Here is a 17,540-nt window from a genome sequence, read left to right on the forward strand (position 1 = left end):
ATCATGTGTTGTACACGGATCGAGGAGTACCTTCATGGGCAAACGTCACCCCAACCTTCCCGCCTGGCAATGGCGGGCGTACCCGAATAATCACCAGCACCCGACCAACCTGGTGCTGCACCTGATTGCCGTGCCGCTGTTCATCCTGGGCTTTTTGCTGATTGTCTCCGGAGTGTTCAGCCTGAGCCTGGCCAATATCGCCATTGGCATCATCGGCTTGCTGGCCGCGTTGGGCTTGCAGCGCCACGGTCACAGCCTGGAAGCCCAAGCGGCCGAACCCTTTACTGATCGCAAGGATGCCGTCTCGCGGCTGCTGGTCGAGCAGTTCCTGACCTTCCCGCGTTATGTCTTGAGCGGCGGCTGGTGGCGCGCCTGGCGCGAACGTCACCGCCGCTGAAGTCAGGCGAAGATCGTCACCGTCTGGCGGCTCAGGGCAATCAATTGGCCCTCGGGGCTCCACAAGGCGGCAGCGGCATGGCCGTAGCCGTCACGGGCGTGTTCGATCTGCACATGGTACTTGCACCAGTCCAGGGTGCTCAGGGCCAGCAATGGTTGCACGAACTCGATGGTCCAGGTCAGGGTACTGCCGGCCGCTGGCTTGTTCAGGTGCGGTAGCAAGGCCGGGGGCCAGGCATCCACCAGCGCCAGGATGTGCGCTTCGCTCACCGTCTCGGCATTGGCTTCGTCGCGCAAACGCACCCAGCCGCCCATGTCGCGCGACTTGTTACCGGTGAAGGGCAAGCCGCCGATGCTCCAACGCATCGCCAGGTGACGCATGAACTCTGGCGTCACGCCCTTGATATAAGGCAGCTCCTGGCACTCGTCCCAATGTTTCATCGTTGGCGCTGGCGCGGCCAGCACCTCGACCTCGGAAGCCCGCGAGGCGCCGAAGCTGCCCTGGACCAGTGTCACCACCTGACCGTTCTGCACCGCTCGACCGAGTACCTGGCTGACCGCCTTGCCTTCGCGCAGTGCCTCGACTTCGAAACGGATCGGCACACCGGGCTCCGCCGGGCCGACAAAGGTGATCGCCAGCGAGCGCACCGGGCGCTCTGCCGGAACCTTGGCACGCATGGCTTCGTACTGCAAGGCGGCGACCAGCCCACCAAAACTGGCGCGACCCTGCGCCCATTGCGCCGGAATGACCAGCTCATCAGGGGAACGGCGCACGGCGTCGAGTAATTCGCTAAAGCGCATGGCAACCTCAAGACAGGGAAAAGGACAGCAGGATCTTAACCAGCCCAAGCGCTCTATACAGCACCTATTCCGGCCAAAGTGCCGGACAGATAGGCCGCCCATCAACGGCCGCAGGACGTTCATTCGAGTTGGCAATACCGCAGGGGTCGCGACGCAACCCAACGCAGCCTTCGCCAGCGGCTACAAAAACACCGGCGCTGGATTCAGGACTTGAAGCAGGCGGCGCTGAGCTTGTCGAGCACTTGATCGGCACGCGCCTCGGCCTTGCTCATGGTCTGTTGCCAGACCGCTACGCAGGGCAACAGATCGGATTCGTGCTCGGCCCTGGCCAGCCATTGCCAGCAATCGTGCCAGTCACCCAACGCAGCCTGCGCCGCCTTGAGCCGTGGCATGGCGGCCTTGGGTAAACGATCCAGCTCCGGGTAGGCTTCGATGGCGTAGCGCACGCGCTTGATCAACAAGCGCAGGCGGTGACGGTCATGGGCCGGATCGTGCAGAGTTGTGTCCAGGCTATGCCACTGCTTGGCCAGGCGCTTCTCGATGCGTGCACGCAGGCGCTTGAGCAGCCCTTGGCGCTGGGAGGCGCGCAAGAACCGTGGAAAGGCATCGAGGACCATCAATAACTGCGCCAACTGGGGACTGTCGGCCACCGCCGGATAGGCTTGGGCCATCTGCCGCATGCGTCGCTCGGCCGCAGTGGCTTGCCCGTGGTCGAGTAGATAGGCCGCCAACACTTCGCGGTCACGCAACGGGGTGGTCAAGGTGCCTACGCCCGCCGCAGACGCTTCCAGTTGCTCGACGCCGGGTAAGCCACGCAAGGGCCGCAACAAGCTGCGCAACCGGCGCACGGTGGTGCGCAAGTCATGCAATGCCTCCGGGTCGGTGTTGGCACTCAAGCGTGCCTGGCAAGCCAGCAAACGCACATGCAGGCCCAACACTTGAGCCACCAATCGATCCACCAACGCAGACATCCCGTTCTCCCCAGTCAACCCAGTCATCCTCACAAGTCTACGCTAGGCGCAATAGCGGCCGCCGGTATTGCGCCAGGTCATGGATGGCTTATCGACCGGCGCGGGATTCACGGATATAGAAGCGTGCCTTCTCGGCCTTGTTGGCGCAGCCTTCGAAGGCTTCGAATTGTTGCTGGGTCTTGGCCCCGGTCAACAGCGACAGGGCCTTGGAGTAACTCACGGTGCCGGCAAATCCTTCGGCCTTGGCCAGGTCCAGTTCTTTCCATGCGGAATCCAGTTGGCTAGCGCAGCTATCGCGGTAAGCCGTCTTGCCCGCGCAACCGGCCAGGACCAACGCAATCAATGGCAGACAGATCCATGCTTTCATCAATGACACCTCAAGGTAGAAATACAATCGTGCAGGGTAAGACGGTCAACGCGGGTAAAAGTGCCTTAGCCCATCGCTGGAAACTATAGCGTCGGCGAGAATACCCATGCGCCGTCATCCAGTGTCGAAAAAACGACTGCTTGTGTCTGTGTGATTGAAGCACGCCCCTGAAAGGGTGCATTGTTAAAACCTGTTTGGCGAAGGATCAAGTACATGAAGAAGCGTGTCGCGCTGGTGCTCGGCTCCGGTGGCGCCCGGGGCTATGCCCATATCGGGGTCATCGAGGAAATTGAACGACGAGGCTACGACATCTCCTGCATCGCCGGTTGCTCCATGGGAGCAGTGGTGGGTGGTATCTACGCCGCGGGCAAACTCAACGAATACCGTGACTGGATCGAAAGCCTGGATTACCTCGATGTGTTGCGCCTGGTAGACGTGAGTTTTCGCCTGGGGGCCATACGCGGCGAAAAAGTCTTCGGGCAGATCCGCAAGATCGTCGGTGAGATCAATATCGAAGAGCTGCGCATTCCCTACACGGCCGTGGCTACCGACCTGACCAACCAGCAGGAAATCTGGTTTCAGGAAGGTTGTCTGCACCAGGCCATGCGTGCCTCGGCGGCCATTCCGAGCCTGTTCACCCCGGTGATGCAGGGCAATCGCATGCTGGTGGACGGTGGCTTGCTCAACCCGCTGCCGATCGTCCCCGTGGTCTCCAGCCACTGCGACCTGATCATCGCGGTCAACCTCAACTCCACCAACCAGAAGCACTATCAGTTGCCGGTGATCCAACGCCCCGCCGCGTTCAAAAGCCGCTTCGACAGCCTGATCAACTCCCTCGGCTCGCACCTGCCGTTCCGCCGCAAGCAGGCCGAACAATTGCTCCTGCTGGAGCAGGAAGCGTTGCGCAGCGAAGCCGCCGAGATCAACCCCTGGCTCGAAGGTGCCGAACCCGAAGCGCAGCAGCCCGCAGCCGCCCCCGAAACCGAAGGGGCACCCAAGTCGGCGACCGGCTCGTTCATCATCGACAACGTCGGCCCTGCCTCCCTGCTCGACCTGATCAACCAGAGTTTCGAGGTCATGCAAACCTCCCTGGCGCAGTACAAGATTGCCGGTTATCCACCGGACATCCTGATCAACGTGCCAAAGCGCGTCTGCCGCTTCTTCGAGTTCTACAAGGCCCCGGAACTGATCGCCCTGGGCCGCGAGATTGCCCGCGACACCCTGGACCGCTACGAGAGTGAGCGCGATTGAGTATCCGCTGACCGGACACGGTTCAAGCGTCGCTCAACAACCGATACCCCACACCCGCCTCGGTCAGGATGAACCGTGGTCGGGTCGGGTCGTCCGCCAGTTTCTGGCGCAAGTGCCCCACCACGATCCGCAGGTAGTGACTGTCCTCGACATGGGTCGGGCCCCAGATGTCCTTGAGCAGTTGCTGCTGGGTGATGACCCGCCCGGCGTGGCGTGCCAGTTGCGCCAGCACCGCGTACTCCTTGCGGGTCAGCGCCACTTCGGCACCGTCGAGCAGGACCCGGCGGTACGCCAGGTCCACCGTCAGCGGGCCAATGCTCAGCGCTGCTTCCGGCGCCTGGCCGGCGGGCGCCTGGCGCAACAGGGCTCGGATACGGGCGAGGAATTCCTGGATACCGAACGGCTTGGTCACGTAATCATTGGCGCCACCGTCCAGGGCCTCGACTTTCTGCCCCTCGCTGGCGCGCACCGACAACACCAGCACCGGCACCTTCGACCACTCGCGAAATTCGCGCAGGACCTGCTGGCCATCCATGTCCGGCAGGCCGAGGTCGAGCACCAGCAAATCCGGTTTGTTCAGCGCAGCCTGGGCCAGGCCTTCGGTGCCCGTGCCGGCTTCGAGCACTTTGTAGCCCTGGGAGACCAGGCTGATGCGCAGGAACTTGCGGATCTGCGGCTCATCGTCGATGACCAGGATGGTCGTGGTCTGGCTCATGGTTTCCATTCAACATAAAGAACTGGCGACAGAGTAGCGCAGCCCGCCTCAGGCTTCACTTTCCAACCCCGGTTGTGCCTGCAACGGCAGGTGCAGGGTGATGCAGGTGCCACGGCCGTTGAGACCGTCAGCGACGCTGATGCGCCCGCCGTGGGCACCAACCATGCCCTGACAGATCGCCAGGCCCAGCCCCGTGCCCTGCCCGCCCCGATCCCCACGGGCAGCGGTATAGAACATGTCGAAGATCTTCGCCCGCTCCTCTTCGGGGATACCCGGGCCCTCGTCACTCACCGAGAAATACAGCTCGCTGTCCGTCGCCCCCGCACTCAGTTGCAGATGGCCTTGGGCCGGGGAAAATCGTGCGGCGTTTTCCAGCACATTGACCAGCGCCTGCTCGATCAGCGCCGCGTGCACGAACAGCAGTGGCAGCTCGGCCGGCACCTCGACGCTGACCTGCAACGGCGCCAGCACCGCGCGCAAGCGATTGAGCGCGCTGCCAACGATGTCGGCGGGCGACACCCAGTCGCGCGCGAGCTTCAGCGCGCCATGGCCAAGCCGGGTCATGTCCAGCAGATTCTGGATGTAGCGGTCCAACCGCTCGGCTTCATCACGCGTGCCTTCCAGCAGTTCGCGACGATCCTCCAACGGGATCGCCTCGCCCAGCGCCAGCAAGCTGTCGATGCTGCCGCGCATGGACGTCAGTGGCGTGCGCAGGTCGTGGGACACCGACGCCAGCAAGGCGCTGCGCAGTTGTTCGGTTTCACCGTGCAGGCGCGCCGCCTCCAGGTCTTCGGCCAATTGGGCGCGGGCCAGGGCTTGGGCCAGGGGCTGGCTCAGCGCCGTCAGCAAGCGCCGCCGTTGCCCACTGAGTGGCTCGCCTTCGCGCGGGCACACGCCGAGCAGGCCCAGCGGACCGTCGTCGACCGACAACGGCCACCACCACCAACGACCGAACGGCAGGGTTCCGGTGCCCTTCCCCGCCGGCTGGTCATGCTGCCAGGCCCACTCGGCAGCCGCACGCTCGGCTTCAGAAAACTGCAACGGCCCGCCGGTTTCGACCTTCCAGCCGCCCTGGCCGTCACGATTGAGCAGGCACAACTGCAGATCATTCCAGCCCACCAGGTGTTGCGCCGCCGCACTGACCACGGCCTGACGGTCGGTGGCGGCCGTAAGCTTGCGCGACAGGTCGAGGAGCTCGCTCGTCTCTTCCTGGGTATCACGCAGGGCCTGCAATTGCCGACGCTGACGCGCGGCGAGGTTGCCGGTGAGCGCCGCCATGAGCAGGAAAAACAGCAAAGTCAGGACGTCCTCTTCGCGCTGAATGGCAAACGAGAAGTTGGGCGGGATAAACAGGAAATCGTAGGTCAGGAACGACAGCGCGGCGCACACCAGCGCCGGCCCCAGGCTACTGCGCACTGCCACCAGCAGCACCGCGGCGAGAAATACCAAGGAGATGTTCGGCAGTGGCAGCAGGCTCGATACTGCCCACGCCAGGCCGCTGGCCAACAGCGTGGCCAGCGGTGCCAGGGCGTAGTCGAACCAGACCAGGGCCTGGGGCGAACGCTGGCGCGGCAGGTGCTGTTGCTCATCGCTGTCCAGCACGTTGATTTCCAGGCCTCGGGCATTACGCAACAGGCGCGAAGCCAGGCCACCGCCGAACAGCCGCCGGCGCCAACGCGCACGGGACTGGCCGACCAGCACCAGGCTGGCGCGCCGCTCGGCTGCGTGCTGGATCAAGGTCTTGGCCACCTCGCCGGCACGCAGCAACACCACTTCACCGCCCAACCGCTCGGCCAGTTGCTGGGCGCTTTGCAGGCGCAAGCGCGACTGCTCATCGCCGACGCTGCCGTTGTCCACATGCACCAGACTCCAGGGCAGATGCCGGCGCTGGGCAACTCGACTGGCGTGGCGCACCAGGCGTTCGGCCTGGGCATCGCCGTCGACCCCCACCAACAAGCGTCCCCGCACGGCCGGCGCGGCCTGGCCCAACTGCCGGTAGCCACGGCTGAGGTCGTCGTCGACCTGGGCCGCGGCGGTTTGCATCGCCAACTCGCGCAATGCGGTGAGGTTGGTCTGGGTGAAGAACGCATCGATCGCCGCCCGCGCCTGCTCGGGCACATAGACCTTGCCGTCACGCAGGCGCTCAAGCAGCTCACGGGGCGGCAAGTCGATCAGCAACAGCTCGTAGGCTTCCTGCAGCACCCAGTCGGGCAGGGTCTCGCGCACCTGTACGCCGGTGATACCGCGCACCTGGTCATTGAGGCTTTCCAGGTGCTGGACGTTGACCGTGGTGTAGACATCGATACCGGCCGCCAGCAGCTCCTGGATGTCCTGCCAGCGTTTGGCGTGGCGACTGCCGGGGGCATTGCTGTGGGCCAGTTCGTCCACCAGCACCAGTTTTGGCCGGGCCTTGAGCAGGCCGTCGAGGTCCATTTCCTCGAGCATCACCCCACGGTATTCCGAACGCAGCAACGGCTGTTGCACCAACCCACCGAGCAAGGCCTCGGTCTCCGCGCGGCCGTGGGTTTCCACCACCCCGGCCATGACCTTCACGCCCTGGCGCAACTGGCTGTGAGCGGCCTGCAGCATGGCGTAGGTCTTGCCGACGCCGGGCGCCGCGCCGAGAAAGACCTTGAGCCGGCCACGGCCATCGTGGGGCAGATCGGCTAGCAGTGCATCGGCGCGGCCGGAGTCGCTCATGGGAGGCTCTTCATTCAGGTGGTTGGGTGGTGTCGCTCGGGTCCGCCAGCGCCTACAACGGCAACTGTTCCAGCGCCCGGTTCAATTGCAGCACATTGACCACCGGCGGACCTACCAGCGGCTGTTCGATATGCGCGTTGAGCAATTGGCGCAACGTCGCCACCGGCACATTTCGCGCCGCAGCAACCCGCGCCAGTTGATAGGCAATCGCGGCCGGAGGCAAGTGCGGATCGAGGCCGCTGCCGGAAGTGGTCACCAGCGCCAATGGCACCGGGCCTTGGCCTGGGACCAACAGTTTGTTGGCCTCATCGATGACCCGCGTGGCCAGCGCCGGATTGCTCGGCGCCAGGTTGCTGGCGCTGCTGGAAACGGTGGCAAAGGCCCCCGCCGAAGGCCGTGGATGGAACCAGGCATCACCGACGAAATCCTGGGCAATCAACGACGAGCCGCGCACCTTGCCATCGGCATCACGCACCAGGCTGCCATTGGCCTGGGCCGGGAAGGCGACCTGGGCCACGCCGGTCACGAGCAGTGGATAAGCGACGCCGGTAATCAGGGTCATCAGAACTAGCAGGCTCAAGGCCGGACGAATCATTGTGGACATGTCACACCCCTCAATTCAGTTAAAACGCCACGCCCCAGGCGTGGCGCAGCTCCGTTACACCAGATGCAAGGCAGTCAGCAGCAGGTCGATCAACTTGATGCCCGCAAACGGCACCACCAGCCCGCCCACGCCGTAGATCAGCAGGTTGCGGCGCAGCAGGTGAGCGGCGCTGGCGGCCTGTACTCGCACGCCACGCAACGCCAACGGAATCAGCGCGACGATGATCAGGGCGTTGAACACAATGGCCGAGAGGATCGCGCTCTGCGGGCTGCTCAGGTGCATGATGTTGAGCACCCCAAGCTGTGGATAAATCGCCGCGAACAGTGCCGGCAGGATGGCGAAATACTTGGCCACGTCGTTGGCGATGGAAAAAGTGGTCAGCGCCCCACGCGTCACCAGCAACTCCTTGCCGATCTGCACCACATCCAGCAGCTTGGTCGGGTCGCTATCGAGGTCGACCATGTTCGCCGCTTCACGTGCGGCCTGGGTGCCGTCGTTCATGGCCATGCCGACGTCCGCCTGGGCCAGCGCCGGGGCGTCGTTGGCGCCGTCACCACACATGGCCACCAGGCGGCCGTCGTTCTGTTCCTGACGGATGCGCGCCAGCTTTTTCTCGGGCGTAGCTTCGGCCAGCACATCATCGACGCCTGCCTCCGCAGCAATCGCCGCCGCGGTCAGCGGGTTATCGCCGGTCACCATGACAGTGCGGATCCCCAGCTTGCGCAGCTCGGCAAAACGCTCGCGGATCCCCGGCTTGACCACGTCCTTGAGGTGGATCGCGCCCAGCAACCGACCCTCGGCGCACACCAGCAACGGCGTGCCGCCGCTCTGCGCGATCTTGTCGATTTCCCGCGCCATCGGCGGCAGCAGGTCGGCACGGCTCTGACCGACAAAGGCCAGCAGTGAATCAACCGCGCCCTTGCGATAGACGCGTCCTTGATAATCGACCCCGGACAACCGGGTTTCGGCGCTGAATGGCACGCCGGTCACTGCTTCGGCGGCGGGTTCAGGCTGTGGATAAAGTCCGCGCAGGTACTCGACGATCGACTTCCCTTCGGCCGTGTCGTCCGCCAACGAGGCGAACAACGCGCCTTCGGCCAGTTCCTTGGCGCTGATCCCGGGTGCCGCATAGATGGCCGCGCAACGCCGGTTGCCGAAGGTGATGGTGCCGGTCTTGTCCAGCAACAGCACGTGCACGTCACCCGCCGCTTCCACGGCACGGCCGGACTTGGCGATCACGTTGAGCCGCACCAGGCGGTCCATGCCGGCAATCCCGATGGCCGACAGCAAGCCACCGATGGTGGTGGGAATCAGCGTCACCAGCAGCGCCACCAGGAACACCAGCGGCAGGTTGCCATTGGCGAAGTGGGCGAAGGGCTGCAAGGTCACGACCACCACCAGGAAAATCATGGTCAGGCCGATCAGCAGGATATCCAGCGCCACTTCGTTCGGGGTTTTCTGGCGCTTGGCACCTTCGACCAGGGCGATCATCCGGTCCAGGGTCGACTCACCCGGGTTGGCGGTGATGCGCACCAGCAGCCAGTCTGACACCAGCCGGGTGTTGCCGGTGACCGCCGAGCGATCCCCCCCGGATTCACGGATCACCGGGGCGGACTCGCCGGTAATCGCCGCCTCGTTGACCGCGGCGATGCCTTCGATCACCTCACCGTCCCCCGGGATCATTTCCCCGGCTTCGACGCGCACCACATCGCCTTTGCGCAGGCTGGCGGCGGGCACTACCTGAAAGCTGCCATCGGCCTTCTTGCGACGCGCGCTCAGGCCTTCACTGCCGGCCTTGAGGCTGTCGGCGCGGGCCTTGCCCCGACCTTCGGCCAGGGCTTCGGCAAAGTTGGCGAACAGCACGGTGAACCACAGCCACAAGGCAATTTGCGCGGCGACAAAGGTCGGCACCGCGGTGTCCGGGATGAAGCACAAGACGGTGGTGAGGATCGCCGTGAGTTCGACCACCAGCATCACCGGCGAGCGCTTGAGCTGGCGCGGGTCGAGCTTGACGAAGGCTTGCACCAGCGCCGGCCGCCACAGGGCCGAGATCGCGGTTTTCGGTTGCTCCGGGGCCTTGGCGGCCACGGGTTTGGTTGCGGGCATATTCATCATCCAGCTCCTATAAAGTGGCTCAGAAGCCCAGGCTCAAGTGTTCAGCAATAGGGCCCAGCGCCAGGCTCGGCAGGAACGTCAGGCCACCCACCAGCAATATGGTTACGGTCAACAGGGTGACGAACAGCGGACCATGGGTCGGGAAGCTGTTCTGGCCAATCGGTGCGGCCTTTTTCTGCGCCAGGCTGCCGGCCAGTGCCAGCACTGGCAGGATGTAGCCGAAGCGTCCGATCAACATGCCGAGGCCCAGCATCAGGTTGTGAAACGGCGTGTTGGCACCCAGGCCGGCGAAGGCCGAACCGTTGTTGGCGCTGGCCGAGGTGTAGGCGTAGAGCAACTGGCTGAAACCGTGGGGGCCGGGGTTGCTGATGGTGGCCGCAGGGCCTGACAGACTCGTCGCAAGAGCACCGAGCACCAGTACGCCAACCGGCATTACCAGCAAGGTCACCACCAGCAACTGGACTTCCTTGGCTTGCAGCTTTTTGCCCAGGTACTCCGGGGTGCGCCCGATCATCAGCCCGGCGAGGAACACCGCGATCAGCACGTTGAGCAACATGCCGTAGAGGCCGGCACCGACGCCGCCGAAGATCACCTCGCCGACCATCATGTTGATCATTGCAATCATGCCGCTCAACGGGTTGAGGCTGTCGTGCATACCGTTGACCGACCCGTTGGAGGCTGCGGTGGTGGTCACAGACCAAAGTACGGTCGCGGTGGTGCCAAAGCGTGCTTCTTTACCTTCCAGCGGCGCGGTTTGTTCTACGGCGGCGTTGTTCAGGGTTGGGTTAGGCTGCTGCTCGGCCCACAGCGACACGCTGCCGCCAATCAGGAACAGCGCGAGCATGCAGGCGATGATCGCCCGGCTCTGGCGCAGGTCCTTGACGTAATGGCCGAAGGTGAACACCAAGGCCACCGGGATCAGAATGATGGAGCTGACTTCGAACAGGTTGCTCCAGGCGCTCGGGTTTTCGAAGGGGTGCGCCGAGTTGACACCAAAGAAGCCACCGCCGTTGGTGCCCAGTTGCTTGATCGCGATCTGGCTGGCGGCCGGGCCCAGTGGAATCACCTGATCGACACCTTGCATCGTCAGCGCATTCACATACTGCGCGAAGCTTTGCGGCACGCCCTGCCAGACCAGAAACAGCGCCAGCAGCAAACACAGCGGCAGCAAGCCGTAGAGCGTGGCGCGGGTCATGTCGACCCAGAAGTTGCCCAGGGTTTGCGCCGATTTGCGGCTGATACCACGGCACAGCGCAACCAGCACAGCCAGGCCGGTGGCGGCGCTGACAAAGTTCTGCACGGTCAGGCCGATCATCTGGCTCAGGTAACTGAGGGTCGCTTCACCACTGTAGGACTGCCAGTTGGTGTTGGTCATGAAGCTGACGGCGGTATTGAATGCCTGGGTCCATTCCTGCCCCGGCAGATTCTGCGGATTGAGCGGCAGGTAGTTCTGCAACAGCAGGATCGCGAACAACAGCAAAAAGCCCGCGAGGTTGAACGCCAGCAAGGCCAGGGTGTACTTCTGCCAGCTCTGCTCGCTGTGCGGATCAACCCCGGCTACGCGATAACAGCCACGCTCCACTGGCCCGAGGATCGGCGACAACCAGGTGCGTTGACCTTCCATGACCTTGTAGTAGAAGCGTCCCAGGAACGGTGCGGGAATCAGCACCAGGGCGAAAAAGGCCAGGATCAGCCAATAGTCATAACTGTGCATAGCCGCTCCTAGCTCCGGTCCGCGCGCAACAACGCGACCAATAGATAAATGAACAGTCCCACCGCCAGCAGCAGGGACACCCCGTCCAGAATGTTCATTGAATTTCTCCGAGTTACGGCGTGTTGCCGCGTGTGCAGTGATTGTCGGCAAGGAGGGCGTAAAGGAACGAGATCAGGGGGGTTGGCGGGACGTAAAAAAACCGTAAAGAGTGCGCTTGAGCCGGGGTCTGGCCTCGATTGGCGGGAGGGCTGCCGGCTTTATCGCAAGTCAAGCGAGGGACCTTGCGCATTTGCCCTCGCACATGACCGCGACTTCGGGCGAGAATGCCAACCATCGCCGTCTATTGCTGGAGAACATGATGAATGTAGTCAACACCGATCTGCCGGGTGTTCTGATTATCGAACCGAAGGTCTTCGGTGACGAACGTGGGTTCTTTTACGAGAGTTTCAACGCGAAGGCTTTTGCCCAGGCGACAGGCCTGGACACCCAGTTCGTTCAAGACAACCACTCACGCTCGCAAAAAGGCGTGTTGCGCGGCCTGCATTACCAACTGGAAAACACCCAGGGCAAGCTGGTGCGTGTGACGGCGGGCGAAGTACTGGACGTTGCCGTGGATATTCGCCGCAGCTCGCCACACTTCGGCAAATGGGTCGCGGTACGCTTGTCCGCCGAGAACCATCGCCAACTGTGGGTCCCGGAAGGGTTCGCCCACGGTTTTGTGGTGCTGAGTGAGTTCGCCGAGTTTCTCTACAAGACCACCGACTACTACACCCCTTCGGCCGAGCGCAGTATTCGTTGGGACGACCCGGACCTGGCGATCGACTGGCAACTGGCAGATGCCCCGCAACTCTCCGCCAAGGATCAGGCAGGCGCTTGGTTCAAGGACGCCCAGGTATTCGATTGAAACCCGCTCGCTGCGCTGAACCGATGTTGATCAGGTGATCCTGGCGCAACAGGCCTAGAATGGAACCACGGAGAATCGTTGTGACTCAAAGTGGATATGCACGACATTGACGCGAAACCGTTCGCCTCGATGCCTGCCCTTAAGGAGAGCCCTATGCCCTGGTATGCCTGGTTGATTCTGGTGGTTGCGATCGGATCGATCGTCGGTGGTCTGATGATGTTGCGCGACACCGCGAACAAGGTCGAGTTGACCGATGAGCAACGTAAACGCGTGGCTGAACGTAACGCGGAAATGGATGCCAAGGACGCTCAGGATCGTTGACCCTGGCGCCGGCCGGGATTTTGTAATTATGCGTCCCGGCCGGCACCCGCCCTACTCCTGCCAATCCGCCTTGGCAATCTGCAGCCCGTGCAAGCCTTTGTACGCAGCCCGTTCAGGCTGACTCCAGCCTTGCAGCAAGTCATCGTCCAGCCGATAGATTTCCACCCCCAGTGGCCGGCAAACACTCAACGGGTCCTGGGCATCCGGCCCCCACATCGCCAGCGACAAATCCCCGCCCGGGCACGTTGACAGCGCGCACAACAGATCGATCTCGGCAAAAAACTCCAGGTAGTCGCCTTTGCGCGCGGGACAGGCCTTCATGAAATACAGGTCGTCGTGGTTCAGTCCTGTGCACTGGAAGATGTTCAGCACGTCATGCACGTCGAACTCGGTCAAGCCATGGGGCAACACCGCACGGGTCAGGTTGGAATGACAGTGATGGTGAAAGTCTTCGCCGGTGAGCATCTTGTTCACGTAGGGATCGCAGCGCGTGCCCAACAAGTCGTGCAGGCGGCCGCCGTGTTCGTCAATCCCGTAGTCGGCCAGGCTATCGTCGGTGATGGTCACCAGTGGCCTGAGAAATGGCAGGTTTGACCAGAGCCGGTCATGGGTGCTGACATGGGCACCCTGCAACTGCCGGGTCCGGGCCGCCCATAAGCGCTCGCGCGGATCGTTGGCATTCCAGACGTTAAAATCCCCCACTTGCGGCCCCACCGGCGTGGTTACCCGAAACACATGACCGGCGGGCACATGCCAGGCGCGACCGGTACGAATGGGCACCTCGAACTGCTCGATCAGCGTGCGGCCATCCGGGGTGTCGCGAATTCGCTGGTAAAACGCGGTATCGACCTGCAATGCCGAACCCTTACTGACCTGGTAGGCCGCGGGATAGTCTTTGTACATGGCGTGATTCCTCGATCAGTGGCGCGAGCCAGGGTTGAATACCTCGAGCAGTTGCTGCTCGGAGTCGTCAAGGTAAGTGCTCAGGGTTTCGAGGGCGGCCGGACGGTCGTTCGCGATCAGGCGCTGGTAAATCAGTCGATCACGCGCCAGCCACGGTGCCTGGAACCTGGATTCATCAGGCGCCGCGCTGAACACCAGGCGCAATTGCGCGACGACGTTGGTGAAGAACTCGTCGAGCAACGAGCTGCCCAGCAACCCGACAATCAGTTGGTGAAAATGCAGGCTGTGGGTACCGACGGCTCGCCAGTCCTCCCGATCACGGGCCAACTGCGCGGCCTCGATGGCCTCGTGCATGGAGTTCGATTGCTGCTCGCGCAGCGGACGGCTGGCGGCGATCCCCTGCAACTCAAGGGTACGTCGCACCTGGAACAGGTCGCGCACCTGATCGGCGCCGGGCTGGCGAACCATCACCCCTTTGTGCCGTACGTAGCGCGTCAGGCCTTCCTGCCCCAGGCGGTGCAGGGCTTCGCGAATAGTGTTGCGCGAGGCGTTGTAAGCCAGCACCAGGTCCGCCTCGATCAACGCCTTGCCCGGCAGTAAGCGCCCGCCAATGATATCGGCGCGCAGCTCCAATGTGATGTGGTCAGCCAGGGACAGTCCATCACTCATACTCATCACCTGCGGATTGTTGAACAATCTTCTGGGAATGAGTAATCACTATTCGTGCCAGCTATGAACTGAATGTGGACGCATCTGCATGCTTTTTCGAAATAGAAGTACAGTCACCATTCCATTTAGCTTGGTTAATATGGCGCATTGCCGTGGAGATTAACGATGCGCTACTCGCAGGACCATAAAGCCCAGACTCATCAGCGCATCATCAAGGAAGCAGCCGCACGCTTTCGCCGCGACGGAATCGCTGCCACTGGCCTGCAACCCCTGATGAAGGCCCTGGGCCTGACCCATGGCGGTTTCTACTCACACTTCAAATCCAAGGACGAACTGGTCGAAAAGGCCCTGCAAGCCGCGGGTGAAGAAGTCAGTGAGCGTTGTGCAGCGCTGTTTGCCCAAGAGCGCCCCCTCCAGGCCTTTATCGACACCTACTTGTCCGAGTGGCACAAGACCTCTCCCCATGAGGGCTGCCCGCTGCCCACCATGTCGTCTGAACTGGGATTGCGCGGCCAAGCCAGCCCCACCAGCGATGTCGTGCTCAATGCACGCCTGCAGCAGGTTGAGCACGCCCTGGGCAGTGAGGATGCGGCCGACCAGAGCCTGATCGTCATGTCGACCCTGGTCGGGGCACTCCTGCTGTCGCGCAGCGTCGAAAGCCCGGAGTTGGCCCAGCGAATTCTCGACGTCACGCGCGAGCATCTGAACAAGCTGGCGGACTAAACCTGCCCTACTTGTAACGTGCGGCGGCGACGTTTCTCGACAGGTTCGGCGCCAATGCGTGACGCGCGGTAACAAACCCATCCCAGTCTGCGGCATCAGGTAGCGAAGGAATGCAGATCAATTCCCCTTGGTCGAAACCCGACAAGGCAGCGTCAACCATCTCCCCTGCTTCCATGACCATCTCTGCCGGAATGGCACTACCGTCGATTCCGGAGCGTTCCCTTTACCTGCCAGTGTTCAATTACACAGACAAAAAAGGCCGGTCAATGACCGGCCTCAGTGCGGGCGCTCGGGTATCAGTTCACTTCCAGCCGGTCACGGTTCTTGTCCAGGAGCATCTTGCCGATGCCCTTGACCTCCAACAATTCATCCACTGAGGTGAACGAACCATTGCTGTCACGGTACGCAACAATAGCCTTGGCTTTGGCTTCGCCGATTCCGGAGAGGTCACGCTGCAAAGTAGCCACATCGGCTTTGTTCAGATCTATCTTGGCCGCCATCTCAGAAGACGCCACTGGCATCGTTGCAGGCGCTGGAACCGTTTCGAGTTTAGGGGCGGGAGCAGCGATGGCTGCAGCTGAGAGACTGGTCAACAGGGCGAAAACCAGAGAGTGGAAGTAGCCTGTACGCATAAGTGACGCTCCATGACTTCGTTGAGAGAGAAGCAGCTTTTCCAAAGCTGCCTCCCAAACCTAGGTCATGCTGGGCGTCTGTCAAAAATGTGTGCGTTGCAGAGTATGTAGCATCAGGGCTCAAGGCGGCGTTGCTGGTAGATCCAATCGACGATTTCCCCGTCCGGGGTATAGCCGCTGACGGTTTCGCGCAGCAACTGACGAACTCGGGCGTAATCGTCTTGATCCGCAGTAGTCAGCAACTCCGTCCATCAAACCTTAAACACATCCCAGGGTAGATGGTCATGCTCAATGGGGCTGAGTCGCCACAATGTTGTCGCAACTCTTCGTTGCGTTTTTTCCTGGGAGCAAACCGGTAGACTTAATTTTGATGCCCCCCGCTGATTTGAGTGTCTCAGCCCAGCAGAGACACTCAAATCAAAGCGACCTCGGGCAGTGCCAAACCGTACGCACTGCTGCAAACATTTTTAAAGGTACAAAGCGAGTGAAACTCAACTCTACCCGCGCGTCAGCATAGCGCTGGTACCCATCCACCTGAACCTGGGAAAACAAACGTACGACGACTACCCGAGCACAAACACAACTCGATTGCGTAGCGTCGTTATGGGACACTTACATTGGCTGTGCATTAGAAAATACTACCGCCCCACACCACCCAAGAGCCTTTGTATCTGGCTTCGCCTGCAAAACTGCGCATCTCAGGGCACCCGCTGTGCTCACGGCACAAAACCCCGACATCATTTGATAGGTTTACCATCATGGCTAATGCCCCTATTTTAATCACCGGCGGAGCCGGTTTTATTGGCTCCCATCTGACCGATGCTTTGCTGGCCAAGGGCTATGCAGTGCGCGTTCTCGATGACTTGTCCACCGGAAAGCGCAGCAACTTGCCGCAAGAAAACCCTCTCGTCGAATTCGTCGAAGGCGATGTCGCCAACGCTGCCTTGGTTGCACAGGTCATGATCGGTTGTCGGGCGGTTGTGCATTTAGCCGCGGTAGCTTCAGTCCAAGCCTCAGTGGATGATCCAGTACGCACACACCAGAGCAATTTCATCGGTAGCTTGAACGTCTGCGAAGCCATGCGCCTGGCAGACGTCAAACGCGTGGTATTTGCCTCGAGTGCCGCGGTATATGGTAACAATGGAGAAGGCCAAGCTATCGACGAGGAGACGCCTAAGGCGCCATTAACACCCTATGCCTCGGACAAGCTAGCGAGCGAGTATTACTTCGACTTCTACCGCCGCCAGCACGCCCTTGAGCCAGTCATGTTCCGTTTTTTCAACATCTTCGGCCCTCGCCAGGACCCCTCTTCACCGTACTCGGGGGTGATTAGCATCTTCAGCGAACGGGCACAGAAAGGTCTGCCGATTACCGTCTTCGGCGACGGCGAACAAACCCGAGACTTTGTTTATGTCGAAGACTTGGTAAAAGTATTGGTGCAGGCCATCGAAGCACCGCAGGTCGAAGTGGGCGCAATCAACGTCGGAATGAATCAAGCCACCACACTCAAGCAAATGCTGGAAACATTGTCCGAGGTACTAGGAGGACTGCCACCAGTGAGTTATGGCCCCGCGCGCTCTGGAGATATTCGCCACTCGCGGGCTAACAACCAGCGGCTGCTTGAAAGATTTCAGCTCCCCGAACAGACACCTATGAAGGTGGGGCTGGCACGGTTGCTGGGTAAAGAGTTTTTTTGAACTCTTGAAAACCTTGACGCCTAATAACGTGAAAACTCTGAGGTGTTCAAATCAACC

At 61.7% G+C, this 17,540-nt stretch carries 18 protein-coding genes and 2 pseudogenes; 6 read left to right on the forward strand and 14 right to left on the reverse strand.

The window, feature by feature from the left end:
- Positions 1 to 34: 34 nt before the first annotated feature.
- On the forward strand, positions 35 to 397 hold the full coding sequence (locus QMK50_RS06295; RefSeq protein WP_095168084.1) for a terminase: 363 nt from the start codon (positions 35 to 37) through the stop codon (positions 395 to 397).
- Between the two features lie 2 nt (positions 398 to 399).
- Here the strand turns inward: QMK50_RS06295 and QMK50_RS06300 are convergent, their stop codons facing one another.
- The 3 genes from QMK50_RS06300 to QMK50_RS06310 all read right to left on the reverse strand — a co-directional run bounded on the left by QMK50_RS06300 (position 400) and on the right by QMK50_RS06310 (position 2,535).
- A complete protein-coding gene (locus QMK50_RS06300; RefSeq protein WP_320332790.1) occupies positions 400 to 1,197 on the reverse strand; it encodes a thioesterase family protein in 798 nt (265 codons plus the stop codon).
- Positions 1,198 to 1,400: 203 nt separating this feature from the next.
- A complete protein-coding gene (locus QMK50_RS06305; protein WP_159997318.1) occupies positions 1,401 to 2,168 on the reverse strand; it encodes a CHAD domain-containing protein in 768 nt (255 codons plus the stop codon).
- An 88-nt stretch (positions 2,169 to 2,256) separates the two neighbouring features.
- Positions 2,257 to 2,535 (reverse strand): hypothetical protein, encoded by a 279-nt coding sequence (locus QMK50_RS06310; RefSeq protein ID WP_095168077.1) that lies wholly within the window; start codon positions 2,533 to 2,535, stop codon positions 2,257 to 2,259.
- Positions 2,536 to 2,748: 213 nt separating this feature from the next.
- Between QMK50_RS06310 and QMK50_RS06315 the strand changes: the two genes are divergently transcribed.
- Positions 2,749 to 3,786, forward strand: a complete 1,038-nt coding sequence (locus tag QMK50_RS06315; protein ID WP_095168076.1) for a patatin-like phospholipase family protein — start codon at positions 2,749 to 2,751, stop codon at positions 3,784 to 3,786.
- Between the two features lie 22 nt (positions 3,787 to 3,808).
- Here the strand turns inward: QMK50_RS06315 and QMK50_RS06320 are convergent, their stop codons facing one another.
- Genes QMK50_RS06320 through kdpF form a run of 6 tightly spaced genes read right to left on the reverse strand, consistent with a single transcriptional unit; the run spans position 3,809 to position 11,732 of the window.
- Positions 3,809 to 4,501, reverse strand: a complete 693-nt coding sequence (locus QMK50_RS06320; RefSeq protein WP_095168074.1) for a response regulator — start codon at positions 4,499 to 4,501, stop codon at positions 3,809 to 3,811.
- 48 nt (positions 4,502 to 4,549) lie between these two features.
- Complete coding sequence (locus QMK50_RS06325; protein ID WP_159997320.1) at positions 4,550 to 7,201, reverse strand: sensor histidine kinase; 2,652 nt, start codon at positions 7,199 to 7,201, stop codon at positions 4,550 to 4,552.
- 52 nt (positions 7,202 to 7,253) lie between these two features.
- Complete coding sequence (kdpC, locus tag QMK50_RS06330) at positions 7,254 to 7,805, reverse strand: potassium-transporting ATPase subunit KdpC (RefSeq protein WP_320332791.1); 552 nt, start codon at positions 7,803 to 7,805, stop codon at positions 7,254 to 7,256.
- Positions 7,806 to 7,859: 54 nt separating this feature from the next.
- A complete protein-coding gene (kdpB, locus tag QMK50_RS06335) occupies positions 7,860 to 9,917 on the reverse strand; it encodes a potassium-transporting ATPase subunit KdpB (protein WP_320332792.1) in 2,058 nt (685 codons plus the stop codon).
- A gap of 22 nt (positions 9,918 to 9,939) precedes the next feature.
- Positions 9,940 to 11,634: a potassium-transporting ATPase subunit KdpA gene (gene kdpA, locus QMK50_RS06340; RefSeq protein WP_320332793.1), complete on the reverse strand. Its 1,695-nt coding sequence runs from the start codon at positions 11,632 to 11,634 to the stop codon at positions 9,940 to 9,942.
- 8 nt (positions 11,635 to 11,642) lie between these two features.
- The gene (gene kdpF, locus QMK50_RS06345) at positions 11,643 to 11,732 is read right to left on the reverse strand and encodes a K(+)-transporting ATPase subunit F (RefSeq protein ID WP_095168066.1); all 90 of its coding nucleotides are present in this window, start codon (positions 11,730 to 11,732) and stop codon (positions 11,643 to 11,645) included.
- A 260-nt stretch (positions 11,733 to 11,992) separates the two neighbouring features.
- Between kdpF and rfbC the strand changes: the two genes are divergently transcribed.
- Together rfbC and QMK50_RS06355 are read left to right on the forward strand one after the other, a co-directional pair.
- Positions 11,993 to 12,538, forward strand: a complete 546-nt coding sequence (gene rfbC / locus QMK50_RS06350; protein ID WP_320332794.1) for a dTDP-4-dehydrorhamnose 3,5-epimerase — start codon at positions 11,993 to 11,995, stop codon at positions 12,536 to 12,538.
- Between the two features lie 153 nt (positions 12,539 to 12,691).
- The gene (locus QMK50_RS06355; protein ID WP_071554261.1) at positions 12,692 to 12,859 is read left to right on the forward strand and encodes a DUF2897 family protein; all 168 of its coding nucleotides are present in this window, start codon (positions 12,692 to 12,694) and stop codon (positions 12,857 to 12,859) included.
- A 51-nt stretch (positions 12,860 to 12,910) separates the two neighbouring features.
- Here QMK50_RS06355 and QMK50_RS06360 read toward each other — a convergent pair whose 3' ends face one another.
- Positions 12,911 to 13,762 (reverse strand): urea carboxylase-associated family protein, encoded by an 852-nt coding sequence (locus QMK50_RS06360; protein ID WP_095168062.1) that lies wholly within the window; start codon positions 13,760 to 13,762, stop codon positions 12,911 to 12,913.
- Between the two features lie 15 nt (positions 13,763 to 13,777).
- Positions 13,778 to 14,431 (reverse strand): GntR family transcriptional regulator, encoded by a 654-nt coding sequence (locus QMK50_RS06365; protein WP_320332795.1) that lies wholly within the window; start codon positions 14,429 to 14,431, stop codon positions 13,778 to 13,780.
- A gap of 165 nt (positions 14,432 to 14,596) precedes the next feature.
- Between QMK50_RS06365 and QMK50_RS06370 the strand changes: the two genes are divergently transcribed.
- The gene (locus QMK50_RS06370; RefSeq protein ID WP_320332796.1) at positions 14,597 to 15,154 is read left to right on the forward strand and encodes a TetR/AcrR family transcriptional regulator; all 558 of its coding nucleotides are present in this window, start codon (positions 14,597 to 14,599) and stop codon (positions 15,152 to 15,154) included.
- Positions 15,155 to 15,161: 7 nt separating this feature from the next.
- On the opposite strand, the pseudogene QMK50_RS06375 reads toward QMK50_RS06370, so the two are convergent.
- The 3 genes and pseudogenes from QMK50_RS06375 to QMK50_RS06385 form a co-directional block, all read right to left on the reverse strand.
- Positions 15,162 to 15,374 (reverse strand): annotated as a pseudogene (locus tag QMK50_RS06375) (SDR family oxidoreductase); the annotation flags it as partial.
- A gap of 76 nt (positions 15,375 to 15,450) precedes the next feature.
- Positions 15,451 to 15,786 carry a ComEA family DNA-binding protein gene (locus tag QMK50_RS06380; RefSeq protein WP_159997330.1) on the reverse strand — a complete coding sequence of 112 codons (336 nt, stop codon included), beginning with the start codon at positions 15,784 to 15,786 and terminating at the stop codon, positions 15,451 to 15,453.
- 113 nt (positions 15,787 to 15,899) lie between these two features.
- Positions 15,900 to 16,164: pseudogene (locus QMK50_RS06385) on the reverse strand (polysaccharide biosynthesis protein); the annotation flags it as partial.
- Positions 16,165 to 16,544: 380 nt separating this feature from the next.
- Between QMK50_RS06385 and QMK50_RS06390 the strand changes: the two are divergent.
- Positions 16,545 to 17,483 (forward strand): NAD-dependent epimerase/dehydratase family protein, encoded by a 939-nt coding sequence (locus tag QMK50_RS06390; protein ID WP_320332797.1) that lies wholly within the window; start codon positions 16,545 to 16,547, stop codon positions 17,481 to 17,483.
- Positions 17,484 to 17,540 lie beyond the last annotated feature (57 nt).

Origin of the sequence: Pseudomonas sp. P5_152, assembly GCF_033989915.1 — a bacterium.
In the GTDB taxonomy this organism is placed as follows: domain Bacteria; phylum Pseudomonadota; class Gammaproteobacteria; order Pseudomonadales; family Pseudomonadaceae; genus Aquipseudomonas.